This is a genomic window from Leptospiraceae bacterium (assembly GCA_015075105.1).
In the GTDB taxonomy this organism is placed as follows: domain Bacteria; phylum Spirochaetota; class Leptospiria; order Leptospirales; family Leptospiraceae; genus JABWCC01.
Genome location: JABTUZ010000001.1, coordinates 1012699 through 1024473, shown reverse-complemented (window position 1 = coordinate 1024473; position 11775 = coordinate 1012699). Strand labels below are relative to the sequence as shown.

General features: G+C 38.2%; 14 protein-coding genes. 3 read left to right on the top strand and 11 right to left on the bottom strand.

What is annotated here, in order from left to right:
* Nucleotides 1–28: 28 nt before the first annotated feature.
* Complete coding sequence (locus HS129_05050) at nucleotides 29–1516, bottom strand: IS1182 family transposase (GenBank protein MBE7411423.1); 1488 nt, start codon at nucleotides 1514–1516, stop codon at nucleotides 29–31.
* 42 nt (nucleotides 1517–1558) lie between these two features.
* Here HS129_05050 and HS129_05045 point away from each other — a divergent pair, with 42 nt between their 5' ends.
* Both HS129_05045 and HS129_05040 read left to right on the top strand, forming a co-directional pair.
* Complete coding sequence (locus HS129_05045) at nucleotides 1559–2581, top strand: hypothetical protein (protein ID MBE7411422.1); 1023 nt, start codon at nucleotides 1559–1561, stop codon at nucleotides 2579–2581.
* Between the two features lie 149 nt (nucleotides 2582–2730).
* The gene (locus HS129_05040; GenBank protein ID MBE7411421.1) at nucleotides 2731–3714 is read left to right on the top strand and encodes a hypothetical protein; all 984 of its coding nucleotides are present in this window, start codon (nucleotides 2731–2733) and stop codon (nucleotides 3712–3714) included.
* Nucleotides 3715–3716: 2 nt separating this feature from the next.
* On the opposite strand, the gene HS129_05035 is transcribed toward HS129_05040, so the two are convergent.
* From HS129_05035 to HS129_05010, 6 genes are read right to left on the bottom strand one after another with little or no spacing between them, the layout of a single operon-like run.
* Nucleotides 3717–5600 carry a hypothetical protein gene (locus HS129_05035; protein ID MBE7411420.1) on the bottom strand — a complete coding sequence of 628 codons (1884 nt, stop codon included), beginning with the start codon at nucleotides 5598–5600 and terminating at the stop codon, nucleotides 3717–3719.
* A 4-nt stretch (nucleotides 5601–5604) separates the two neighbouring features.
* On the bottom strand, nucleotides 5605–5877 hold the full coding sequence (locus HS129_05030) for a hypothetical protein (GenBank protein MBE7411419.1): 273 nt from the start codon (nucleotides 5875–5877) through the stop codon (nucleotides 5605–5607).
* A complete protein-coding gene (locus HS129_05025; protein ID MBE7411418.1) occupies nucleotides 5858–6286 on the bottom strand; it encodes a hypothetical protein in 429 nt (142 codons plus the stop codon). The genes HS129_05030 and HS129_05025 overlap by 20 nt, the downstream gene beginning before the upstream one ends.
* Nucleotides 6287–6288: 2 nt before the next feature.
* On the bottom strand, nucleotides 6289–6732 hold the full coding sequence (locus HS129_05020; protein ID MBE7411417.1) for a hypothetical protein: 444 nt from the start codon (nucleotides 6730–6732) through the stop codon (nucleotides 6289–6291).
* A 10-nt stretch (nucleotides 6733–6742) separates the two neighbouring features.
* Nucleotides 6743–8527 carry a hypothetical protein gene (locus HS129_05015; protein MBE7411416.1) on the bottom strand — a complete coding sequence of 595 codons (1785 nt, stop codon included), beginning with the start codon at nucleotides 8525–8527 and terminating at the stop codon, nucleotides 6743–6745.
* Nucleotides 8528–8785, bottom strand: a complete 258-nt coding sequence (locus HS129_05010) for a hypothetical protein (protein MBE7411415.1) — start codon at nucleotides 8783–8785, stop codon at nucleotides 8528–8530.
* A gap of 186 nt (nucleotides 8786–8971) precedes the next feature.
* Here HS129_05010 and HS129_05005 point away from each other — a divergent pair, with 186 nt between their 5' ends.
* Entirely contained in the window at nucleotides 8972–9211 is a 240-nt protein-coding gene (locus HS129_05005; GenBank protein ID MBE7411414.1) for a hypothetical protein, read from the top strand.
* A 5-nt stretch (nucleotides 9212–9216) separates the two neighbouring features.
* Here the strand turns inward: HS129_05005 and HS129_05000 are convergent, their stop codons facing one another.
* From HS129_05000 to HS129_04985, 4 genes are all read right to left on the bottom strand, one after another.
* Nucleotides 9217–9645, bottom strand: a complete 429-nt coding sequence (locus tag HS129_05000; protein MBE7411413.1) for a hypothetical protein — start codon at nucleotides 9643–9645, stop codon at nucleotides 9217–9219.
* 177 nt (nucleotides 9646–9822) lie between these two features.
* Entirely contained in the window at nucleotides 9823–10638 is an 816-nt protein-coding gene (locus tag HS129_04995; protein ID MBE7411412.1) for a hypothetical protein, read from the bottom strand.
* Nucleotides 10631–11425, bottom strand: coding sequence for a hypothetical protein (locus tag HS129_04990; GenBank protein MBE7411411.1), 795 nt, complete (start codon nucleotides 11423–11425; stop codon nucleotides 10631–10633). Before HS129_04990 ends, HS129_04995 begins: the two co-directional genes overlap by 8 nt.
* Nucleotides 11422–11625 carry a hypothetical protein gene (locus HS129_04985; GenBank protein MBE7411410.1) on the bottom strand — a complete coding sequence of 68 codons (204 nt, stop codon included), beginning with the start codon at nucleotides 11623–11625 and terminating at the stop codon, nucleotides 11422–11424. The genes HS129_04990 and HS129_04985 overlap by 4 nt, the downstream gene beginning before the upstream one ends.
* Between the last annotated feature and the right edge of the window lie 150 nt (nucleotides 11626–11775).

The following is an 11775-nucleotide window of genomic DNA, read 5'->3' as shown; positions in this document are numbered from 1 at the left end:
CTTTTACCCTATCATTAGTTTCAAGGTCTCAAAGTAGATTAAATTTCCCTTTAGTCACTATCTTTTCAATGTTGTGAACCATGCACCACAAAAGCCACTGAATATTGACCTTTGCTTTTGTCCGCAAGCTGAAATAATCCAGCCCCTTGTTAAACCGTATATTTCCGAATACCGGCTCGATTATACTCATCCGCTTCGAATAAATTTTCCTGCCCTCTTTTGAATCTATTTTTTCACGCATCTTTTCTGTTTCCGGAACATTTACCCCATCATAAATATTAAGTTCGCGTCTATCCTGATTTTCTGAAATACAATTCGATTTCAATGGACATGCAGAACAGGATGCTTTTTTTGTGCCGTAACGACGTCCGTAGCTGTGACCATTTGTAAATCCTCCCCAACGATTTAGTGACTCTCCATTCGGACAAATGTATTCGTCCTTTTCCGAAACATATGTAAAATCCTTTTCGATATATCTCTTGTATTCTCTCGGATTTTTTTCTTCGCGATGTCTGTCACGGGTTTTAAATTTGGGATCTCTTTTCCTGGCATTCTGATCCGGAATATATGCGTCGATTTTTTTCTCTGCAAGATATTCAAGATTCGACTCCTTGAAATAGCCGTTATCTGCAAGAATTTTTGTATCACTTATTTTTCTGTTCATTTGATTGATTATTTTTTCTGCTCCTTCAATCATTGGCTTTAAGAGATCATATTCCTGACCCTCGCCGAATGCTTCAGCCTCTACGATTATCTGATTTTCAGAATCAGCTACAGCTACTCCATTGTAACCCTGAATAACTCCGTGTGATGTTTTCATTTTAGATGAATCATTGTCCGTTATGTTACTTTGCTTTTCATGATTTCGCTTACCCATTTTCTTTTCATTATTTGCAAGAAAATCTGTGATCTTCTCCATTTTCTTGTCCAATTTATCAATCCGCTTGAAATTATTTTCATCTGGATCAGAGTTTTTGTGTTCTTCCATGATCTCCCTGATTTTTGCTTTTATTTTACTTTTCTTGCTCTCAAGCTCTGAAATTGTTCCGCTCCATTCCTTTGATGCGTTAGACGAAATCTTACATCCGTCAATTGCAAGAGTTCCGGATTTGATTAGTCCAAGCTCAAAACAAATCAGAACTACCTGCTCAAATATGTCTTTGACTTCTTTATCCATCGAGGAAACAAAATTTGCAATTGTAGAATGATCCGGTTTTTCATTTTCTGCCAGTGCCATAAACGTGAGATTTTTGTTACAGGCAATTTCAATTTCTCTAGACGAAGTAATTCCTTTGTAATAAGCAAATAAAATAATTTTTAGTAGAATCTTGGGGTTGTATGCCTTTCTGCCGATCACGTCATTATGGTATTTCAAAATTAATTTACTTAAATCGATTTTATCTTTTTCGAAAAGAACTGAAAGTGTATGTTCAAAACTTCCTTCAATGATCTGATCTTTTAGATTTACTGCAAGGATTAGTCCCTGTGAAGGTTCTGTATTCTTGAATTTTCCCATTTTTTGATACCCCTTTTTTACTTATGAAATAGTATGTGTTAAATGGGTACTATTTTTCGACAGCCAGAACAGCGGCGGTGCGCTGCGCCGGAATACCGGCTTGGCCTTCGGCACATTTTCTTTTCGCGCCTGCTTCGCTTTAATCGGCGCAAAAAGAAAACGTCGCACAGCCGCGGGTCGATAATAGCTATTGAAAACGGAGAAAAAATGGCAGGCTATCCAAGAAGATTTTTGCTTTATAAATTTATCAAAAGTGCATCAGCATCTCCAGACTATCAGTTATCAGATAAAAATATTGAATATTTTTTTAAAGAACTCGTAAGCCGTCCAATCAGAATACCTCACGGACGAAACGATTATATTATTTCTGAAGGTGATTTTTCCATTAGGGAAGATGGGAAAAATCGTTTTGTTTCCGGTAGGATTGGAAAAACAAAAGCAAAAATTACGGAACAAATTTATAATAATACAAGTAAGTCATTCGAAACGGTAGAAGTGACGGTCGATGGCGCAGAAGGAGCCTCATTTACTAATTTCTTATACTATTTTAACGAAAAAATTCTTTTCGTACAAGAGAACATTTCCTTAAATCATCAACAGCTACAAATTTTCTTCAATCACGGGATTGAAAAGGTTATTGGAAAAAACACTCTTGCGATTGAACCGATTTTTGAATCTGACATCGATTCCATAATCGAAAGTAAAAAGATAAAATCAGTCGAAATTAATCTTAGTAAGCCAAACCCAATTGACCCTGAAAACATATCTGCTATAAAAGCTATCTTTGAAAATTCCAAAGCAGAAAGAATAAAATTATCCCTACAGTCCGATGAATATGTGATAGAACCTGAATCTGATGAAACTATCCTGCATTCGATAAACCTTGCAATTGCCGGATACGGTAAATTCTCTATGAATTATATGGATGAATTTAAAAATGAAAGAATTTTCAATACTGAAAAAGATATTTTCATTATAACTTCTGACCCAATGGAAGATGACCTATTGACTGCAAGCAATTGGATCAGTGCAAATATTGAATCGATAAAAAGATCATTACTATAGTATTTTATGTGATTTTGCACTTACAAAAAAATAACAAGCCATTGGGAGGACTTTTAGAGAATTATTTTTCTTTTGGATACATAATTTATTTTCTAAATATTCATATTTCACGTTGACAGTAATTTTCTAAGTATTATTTTTTGGTCATTATGAAGCTAAAAACAATCCTGTTTATCACCATCGTGTCACTATCAAACACAACATATATATTCCCGCAAAATGCAAATCCTGATGAGCTAAATAACAATGCTCAGGAAAAAGCTACGCTCCCCCAGTCGCCTGACACACAACCACAGTCCCATGACACTCCTGCACAGCCCAAGCCAGAACCAGCCAAGCAGGTAAAGCCTGCACTCACGCCTGAAGAGCAAGAAAAAATTGCAGAGCAAAAGAAAGAGGCAGAAGAAAAGGCACGATTCGAGAAAGAACGCAAAGAAGCAATAGCAGTCTGGGAAAGTGACTCAAAGACAATCTCGGATATTATAGGGGAGCTAATTCCAATTTCTTACGAATCAAGAGATGAAACTGAAATTCAGAAAGATGAAAATAAAACAATAATCAAAAATAGACTCTCGAAAATAAATAAAAACAATGAAGGTAAGAATATTAACATCAAACGTGCGATTGTTGAAAACGTAGAAGAAATTAAAAAATTGTCCCAAGAAGGAGAAAAAAAAATTAAGCGATTGATTCGTGATCTTAAAAAAGATAAATCAAAATCTGCATATTTGGTCGGGTTAGATTATAATCAATATTATTATTCAGAACCTCGGTCTGCACTTAGAATGTATTTAGCATTTGCTCTGTGGGGTTGTAAGGATTGTGACGTAGGAACTGGGGAATATAAAGTCACTTTTAAAATTTTTATCCCTTTTGATGAATACAATAAAGGAATAAAATGGGGCGGGAAGATAAAAAAAGATGATCTCTATATCGATAATTATTGTGAAAAAAACCAGATAGGTGGTACATGTGACTTGATATATGCTGATTTAATTTATACAACAAATGATAAGTCAAAAGCAATAAAGTTTAAAAAGAAGTATGTATACGAAATCAATTCCAAAATTCGAAATATTAAGTCCGAGACTGTTATTGGGACACCTGCATTTACGTTCTATTTACAAGATTAAAATTACTCTATTTTTTTCTTTAACTCTTGAAATTCCTTTGATAGATTTTTTGCGAGATGCAATAATCCAATAGCAACATCTTGTTGCAATTGAAATGCTTGTTGAAAAGTTTTATCTGTGGCAGCCATTGTGTCAATCGCATTCTGTGTTGACCTATACGATTGCCCTGTTGTTCCCTCAACCTTATTTACAGCCGCATCAGTTCCAGTAGCTTGGCGATTAATTTGTTCGTTTACCTCCCATAGATTTTTTCCATTTACGACTCGTTCCTGAGCCTCGGTTGCAGTACTGATTCCCCACTGTTTTTCAAGTATCCCGCGAGTTTCCGGGTCAAGACCACCGAGGAGTTCTTTCATAAATCCCATGTTCTGTTTACTGGTAACGCCTTTTTCAGATTCTTTCATCGACTCAAGAATTCCTTTCCCGGAAGACAAATGCCCTGCCATTGCAATTGAATTCATGATATTACCAGACGTTTTAAATCCGGAATCCATAGCTCCATAAACTGAGCTAATACGGTTATCCCGAACACCTGTCATTTTGATACCAGCGAGTGTATTTGACACATCCGCGGCCGTTTGAATTCCCATGCCAGAATTGTAGGATTTTTCAGAAATTCCGGATACTGTTTGGAAGAATTCGGATTGTCGTAGACCCGTAAATCCGGAGTGAATGGCATCTGACATGATTTTTTTCATGTCGTTTTTTGACCCTCCAAATTGACCATATTTTTCGAGTTTTGCGAAAAGTTCAGCTCCGGCAGTTCCTCCAATTCCCTGTGAGAGACCGAATTGGATACCGAGTACATCTTTATTATTTTGTTTCAATTTGTACCTTTGCTTTTCGTCTTCTTTTCGCACGTCAAGATATTCTTTCCCTGTTTTTTCGTCTTTCCATTGATAAAGATCTCCCTTTTTGTAATGTGCCCCAGTGTCCTTCTCATATAAATTTGTTGTGTGGTCTCCACCTGATATTTTAGCTCTTGCAATACCTATTTTGGCCAACTCCGCATTGCTTACCAGACTCCCGCCACCATTTACATATTTTCCATATACATCCAACGTTGAATCTTGTCCTTGCATGGCCTGTTGATGCATACCTGCCATAGAAGATCCAGCAGCTAATGTTGCCCCCATAATAGCACCTATACCACCTAAAAATGAATTTGCTGAGAGAGATAGTTTTGATAATGGATTACCAATATCACTTGCATGTGATCCGGCTGGCGCATTCTGATTCTGATTCCCTCTAAGATTAACCCCTAAATCCATTGACCTTGGGATGTTTTGTAAAGTGCTACCTGATGGGAGGATCATACCAGCTTGGGCGTTCTCTCTTTGTTGTTTTGCCATAATTTTCTGGAATTCTGGTGATTTCCCCCCTATGCCAATTCCAGCAAAACCTCCGGCTCCTCCCCCTCCAAAACCGCCTCCCATCATTTTCTCGATTTTTACGTTTTTAAAAACTGCGCTACCAAAAACTAAATTCTGTCGTTGTTTTTTCGATAATCCTGATAGATCAAAACCCATAACTCCGCCTCCCTGATCGTCCCCTGCGGATTTCTTTTTAGATGTAAACCTGTCTTTTAATTTTTTGGCAGACTCGATCTTGCGATTGATTACGCCTGCAAATTCTCCTGATTTCAGTTCATCGGCATCTGACCTGATCTGGCTTCCCACTTCCTGCCCTTCTCTATTCCCTTCCTGAAATGAAGCCGTCTTTGATTTAGAGGACGACGATGAGCCTCTGGAACCTGAAGAAGATTTTTTCTTTTGATTTAGATTTGGCATGTCGAATGGGTTTTCTGATAATTTTTTTCTTAATTCATCGGATAAAAGTGCCATTACCCTATCTGCCATCATCTCTACGGATTTTTGTTCTGACATATTTCTACCCTCTCTCTGATTTTATTTGGTTTTCAAGTTGCTGGATATAATCAGCTTTTTTTGCATCAGCAATTTTTTTGCGAACATTCTCAAATCCGACAGCATCGCCTTTCCCGATAAATTCCATAGGATCGGCTTTCTTGGCTTTTTCAAGTTTGTGCGTAAGCTCGATGTAACTTTTGATGTCTTTAAAATCTTTAAAAAGAGAGTCTGCCAGAAAAATTCCATATTTCTCCTCCGGCTCGAAGTCACCTAAGTCATTGTATCCTTTCGGCAATATCCTGTACTCTCGCATGAGGTACAGGTTCATTAGAAGGCTTGGACTCTGGAGGAGCTTGTCTATCTCTTCCTCGGTCGTTATTTTTTTTTAGCGACTCTTTGTAAGTCGCATATTTTTTCTCAAACTCAAAATATATTCTCGCCACAAACTCTTCATCTTCAATATTCCAAAAGTTCACGCCTCTAAATTGTTCAGGTCTTTCAGTCATTACATAATTTAGCGTTTCTACTAAATTTGCGTAACCATACATTGAACCCTGAATAGACGCTACCGGAAGACCTTCAAGCCTCCGCGAAATATTTACTGAAATATTCATTTTATCTGACGGTCTTGGAAATTCTCCTGAAAATCTAAGACCGTCAACTACGATTGTGAATGCTCTTTCTAACCCAGGGAATAAAGACATTTCTAATTAAACGCCTCCATGTGTTGGACACGAACGATCTTGAAAGAGCAGTTCCTGCTTGATGGCTGAGTAGAAGATATATTGGTTTTCTGTGTGTTCAGTTTTGCAATTACTCTCATGATTCTTTTGCCGGTAGATTTTTCTCTGAACTCTACAAGATGTCCTTTTGTTGTAAGTATATTTTGCATGTCTGGTAGTTTTACTTTTCCGGGATCTTTTGAATCAGTGATGATCCACAACTTGCAAGAAAATGAACCTTCAAAAAACAGAGCTTTCACGTCTTTCGGATTAAAGTCTCCGATTGCTCGTATATCTGTTTGGTTGTAGTTCTCGTCGATGTCAACATCGTCCATATACGCAACTGCTTTGTCGTCAATATAAACTACTGCATTTGATCCTACAAGAATCGAAGTATCAGGGATTTGCCCAATTGAAATATCTTCCATTTAAGTCTCCTTACGCCTTACCCTGTAACGGTTTCAGGCTCAAAATATAAAAGATGAAATTGATCGGTAGAACCACGTTACCTTGCAGGTCTGTGAACGACCACGTATCGCCGTCTATCTGAATTCCGATTTCTTCCTTGAACGCCTTGATTCCAAGCTCGGCAGAACCCATCATAAACCCTTCTTCTACGAACGTTTGGAGTGAGCGTTCTACATACCCGATAACATCTGATACTTTCACGCCCTGGACAAGAGCCTGATCGTCAACCGGAGCGCGTCCGATGAACCTGCTATTAAAACCTTCCCGTAAACGTCTCACCATTGTAAGCGCAGTACCGACGGATTGTTTTTCATTCAGAACGATGTTGTCTTTGAGTTCGGTTGTAACCGATCTCTCGATTACCCACGCGCGATTACTTGGATTTTGCCTGAGTACCAACCCACCATCTCGGATACACTGGTCTCCTACAAGACCGTGAAGGTTTTCCATAGACCGCAGAATGTTTAACTGCTTCCAAGTCGGTGAATGCCTTGGGGAGTTTGAGGCTGAAATTGCGTTGTCGATTACAGACAGCATGAATCCCGGATAGGTTTTTTTATTTCCATCGAGACCGAAAAATTCAAATTTTTCTACTCCGTAAGTCATCCAGTAAACGCCCAGAGTTCTTGCCTCGGCACGTCTTTCGTCAACCGTTTGGACAAGATCGCCTCCACAGCCGGAAATGGTTTCCATTTGTCCGTCTGGTGAAATGTTGTCATACCCTGCCGTTTTCCATGAAATCTTGTCGGAAAGAGTTGATGTAAGAAGGTTTCTGTAAAGACCGGAAACTTTTTTGCTGAAAGTGATCGCGTCCTTTACATCCGTACCGCTTGGAGTTCCAGTTGCTCCGCCTGACGTTAAGAAGATTGTGTTTGTTGTGCCTGCAAGCGCCTTTCTCGTTGCCCCGACTGTAATTTCTGCAAGCCCGGAATTTTTTAAGAAGATTTCTTCTTCGTAAAGATTCGCATACAAAGTTGCGGCAGTTGTTTTCACTGAAATATTGTCCACAGCCTTGATATGGTCGAGATTCGCACATAAAAATTCCGGAGCGTCTATCAGGTTTGCAACATAGCCAAGTTTTGAATTGATAAAATCAACCGCTTCGCCAACTGAAGGGTAGTCGGCAAACAACACGTCAATGTTGGTAGTCCCGTCAGTAGGAACCGTTCCGGAAAGTGTTATGTTGATTTTTGTTGCGTCGATTGTGATTTTTGCAAACTGTCCGTCACCAGTGTAAGTAACATCGAGAATCTTTCTTTCGAGTTTTGGAGAGGTTTGAGACCCATCGGCATTTCCGATTTCGATTGTCTTTGCGGAAGCATTCTTTTTTATCCGGACTTTCTTTCCATTCGGGCCAGGGATCGGGTATGAAATCTTATGCGTTTCTCCAGTTTCTAAAGAAGGGAAATCAAAAAATGCTTTTGTATTTGGACAAACATTCAGAATTTTGAATAGTTGCGGACCGCCTGCAAAATCGTCCTCTCCTGAAGGAGAGTCGGCTAAATAAACTGCTTCAAGTAGCTCTCCTCCTCCGAGAACTTTTTTAGCGTCATCAAAGTTCGCAAAAACCATATATCTTTCGTCATCGGTAAGATTTGAGTCATTGCAATATACGCCATTTGTAGCTTTCCCGATAATTACAAGTGTGAATTCGTCAATGGAGACCCCTTGACTTACATTTGGAGCTTTGAATTTTCCTCTCGCTCCAGGACTAACATACGAACTACCTTCAAAAGATTTTCCTGTTACGCCCATTTATTTCTCCTTGACTCCGTAAAATTCCTGAAATGCTTTTTCGAAATCGTCTTCGTTTTTGAGTCCTAACCGCGATGTATTTTTTACGCAGAAATTTTTAAACGCCTGAGTCATGGAATATCGTTCGAGTTCAAGCTTCGTTGCGATGAATTTTTCCATCAAAGGGACTTTATCAGTTTGTGGAGTTTGTTCTTTTGGAATTAAAGGCTCGTCTTGAATGTTTTCTGTTTGTGAATTCTTTTTGTCACCGAATGCCATTTTTCACCGTCCGATTTCGATAGGTTTGGACGGAAAACATAAGCCCTAAAAAAAGCAATAAAATTTTTTATCATATTTACAGAAAAACCTTTAACCAACTATCATTGAATTATGATGGAAATAGTATTTGTACTTTTTATATTAAAAAAATAACCTATCTCTGAAACCTATCAGGAGACCGATGCTATGAATATGAAACTCAATAGATACAATTTGAAAGAAATCAAGAAACTTCGCTATACTCTAAAACAAGACGGCAAAATATTAGAATTGAATTTGGATAAACGGTTGGAAGTGCGGGATTTATATGATCCACCGTATCCGCCACCGGAATTTATCGGTCATACTCACCGACTCCTACATGAAATCAAAGCCCTCCAGGAAAGCAACCAGCTTGAAATCGAAATAGAATTTGAAGAAAAGTAATTTGCCTAAAATAATTGAAATTTCTTTATCACTCCTGCTAAAATCATCACAATGCTAAGGCTCATAAGGATGAAGATACTGAAAAGGTAACGCTTTTTACTCTTATACAATTCTTCGATTGATTTCTTAATCTCAAATGGCATGTGTTTACTGACTTTTCTCTCAATTGGGATTATTGAAATAAAAGAAAGCACCATTGTCGCAAATAAACTGATAAGAGTTGCAACATAGAGTGTGGCTGGGAATCCTTCAAGCTTATCGTTTATCGCAATAAGGATTGAAAACATGGCAATTGAAAATGTAAGCAGTTTTCCGAGACTATCATTCAGAATTTGAAGACTTTCTTTCGGAAACTGTAAAGCCCAATCGCAATAAAATTTCATTTCGGGTGTTGGCGGAGTAGATTCGTAGATTTTTTCTTTATTTTTCTTCATTGACCCTCTCTATAATTATTTCCGATCCACATTTCTTGCAAGTGACGGAAAATATTTGTAAATTACTTTCTTTTTTCGATTTCATAAATGGTTCTAATATTTCAAACTCACCATCTTCATATTCCCCGACAATCTCGCAATTCCAGCACTTTGCTTTATTAGATGAACTTAAAATATTCAAATCTTATCTGAATTCACTGAAAAACCCTTCAGCCCTGAAAGATTTGACTTTGACCTGTCCGAAAGAGACACGTCTGCTTTCCGGATCAATAACTCTTCAGAGAGCTTAAATAATCGCCTGATTTGGCGGACTTGCAGTTTGATTTCAAAACCGAAAGCCCCTCTTCCAATCTGAGGAGCTTCGATATTTAACTGTGGAGTTCCAACCATGCCAACAGTGACCTTAAATCTTCTATGCAAATCTGTTTTGATATAGGGAAATACTGCATCGACCGCTTTGTACAATTCCTGTGCTGTTTTTCTGCCGGAAGTACCACTTGGACCAGCCCAGCCAGAAATCATTACATTCGATAGAATATGACCAGTGAACGATTCAACCTGTTTAAATTCTTTTGATTCTAAGGCTTTTTTGAAAATATTGTAGGAAATATTCTCGTATTCGGAGTCTCTTTTGTTTTCCCTTTCCATGTAATATTGAATTTTGCTCTTAATCCTGGAATCAAATCCAAAGTAGTTAGTATTTCCTCCGATGTCGTCTGCCTGTTCGTCGCTTTCCCATTCAACTCCGATCTTCGGAAAAAAATTATCACTTTCAATGCTGACTTCTCCGGGATCTGTTTTTGAATCGTTACTGTGAGCGAAAGTATAAAGTGGATGCCCATAAGTTACAAGATTTTTTGTCTTGATTTTACGTTCTTCAAGTCCGGTCATCGGGATAAATTGATTGAGAGCGTCAATAATCCGAAATTCAGGATCGCATTGCCACATGGATAGAATTATTCCGTTTTTATAATCTAAATTTGAATCAGCCATTTTTTCTTTTCCCTTTTCTTTTATTCACATAATCCATAATATCCGCGTATAATGCCTCAGTTAGATTTTTCATTACATTTCTGTCATTCATTACTGCGTCAGCAACCCGTTGAAGTTTCTCCACAAATTTCTGAGGCTTGACCGCAGGGTAATGATTCCAGTTGGAGTCCGATGTAACTGTGATGAGTGTTTTTGTTTGGGAACTCGAACCGCCACGTTCGTGACTTTGACGGAAAATAACCGTGTTTTTTCCTCCGGTATATTTATCCCTCACCTTTACGGTTGAAGTTGCGTATTTATTTCTTTTAACAAACGTACCGTCTTCTTTTTCTTCCCTGTAAGTTCCAATTATTGAGAGAACCTTTCTTTCTACTTCTTGCGGGGCTGACATACCGCCGGAACTATTTTCTCTTGCAGAAAGCGGAACGATTATATACTTTTTCCCCCTTGCACTAATCCTCACTTTCCTCGACCGCATTAAATTGGCTACCATGTCATACGCAGGTCGTCCATCTTCGATGACCTTTTCATAGTCTCTATTCGATGTGGACTCATAATAAATCCTGAATCCAAACTTGTCTCTTTTTACTACAATCTGACCATTGACGAGGTACTGCTTACCCCACCACCCAAGACCGCCATCTTTGACCCTGACACCAGCTCGTTTCCCTGCCAAGAATTCCCACTGATTCTTAATTTTTATAGCTTCAGATAAAAACAGTGTCCAAAATCTGCGGAAATCATTCGGATTCGACTGGATTCTTGGTAAAATATCTGCAATGTTCATAGTTTATTTTCAAGTATGAAACTAAAATATTGATTGACATAATTTAGTTTTACGCGATAATCTAAATAAGAGGGAGATCGAAACGGTTTCGGACGTATAGTTTCGGGGGGAATGCAACTTCCCATCGTTACGCTTTCTCCTTCGTTAGGGTGAGATAGTGGAGCGTTATTGGACGTATAGTTCGGGGGGTGGTTTATCATCTGAACGTCACTATCCTTACCTTTTCTTTTGTATAATGTTTTTGGAATAAAATTATTATTTTTCTAAGTTCTTCTACATAAAAATATTGATTGACATATTCTGGATTCATATTACTTTCCTGTTAGCTGGGGGGAACGTCTTGGACGACT

Excerpts from the sequence above, each read along its gene's own strand:
- HS129_05025 (MBE7411418.1), bottom strand. The coding sequence starts at position 6,286 with ATGTCTTTATTCCCTGGGTTAGAAAGAGCATTCACAATCGTAGTTGAC.
- HS129_05045 (MBE7411422.1), top strand. The coding sequence starts at position 1,559 with ATGGGTACTATTTTTCGACAGCCAGAACAGCGGCGGTGCGCTGCGCCG.
- HS129_05035 (MBE7411420.1), bottom strand. The coding sequence starts at position 5,600 with ATGTCAGAACAAAAATCCGTAGAGATGATGGCAGATAGGGTAATGGCA.
- HS129_04990 (MBE7411411.1), bottom strand. The coding sequence starts at position 11,425 with ATGAACATTGCAGATATTTTACCAAGAATCCAGTCGAATCCGAATGAT.
- HS129_05020 (MBE7411417.1), bottom strand. The coding sequence starts at position 6,732 with ATGGAAGATATTTCAATTGGGCAAATCCCTGATACTTCGATTCTTGTA.
- HS129_05005 (MBE7411414.1), top strand. The coding sequence starts at position 8,972 with ATGAATATGAAACTCAATAGATACAATTTGAAAGAAATCAAGAAACTT.
- HS129_05010 (MBE7411415.1), bottom strand. The coding sequence starts at position 8,785 with ATGGCATTCGGTGACAAAAAGAATTCACAAACAGAAAACATTCAAGAC.
- HS129_05000 (MBE7411413.1), bottom strand. The coding sequence starts at position 9,645 with ATGAAGAAAAATAAAGAAAAAATCTACGAATCTACTCCGCCAACACCC.
- HS129_04985 (MBE7411410.1), bottom strand. The coding sequence starts at position 11,625 with ATGATAAACCACCCCCCGAACTATACGTCCAATAACGCTCCACTATCT.
- HS129_05050 (MBE7411423.1), bottom strand. The coding sequence starts at position 1,516 with ATGGGAAAATTCAAGAATACAGAACCTTCACAGGGACTAATCCTTGCA.
- HS129_05015 (MBE7411416.1), bottom strand. The coding sequence starts at position 8,527 with ATGGGCGTAACAGGAAAATCTTTTGAAGGTAGTTCGTATGTTAGTCCT.
- HS129_05040 (MBE7411421.1), top strand. The coding sequence starts at position 2,731 with ATGAAGCTAAAAACAATCCTGTTTATCACCATCGTGTCACTATCAAAC.
- HS129_04995 (MBE7411412.1), bottom strand. The coding sequence starts at position 10,638 with ATGGCTGATTCAAATTTAGATTATAAAAACGGAATAATTCTATCCATG.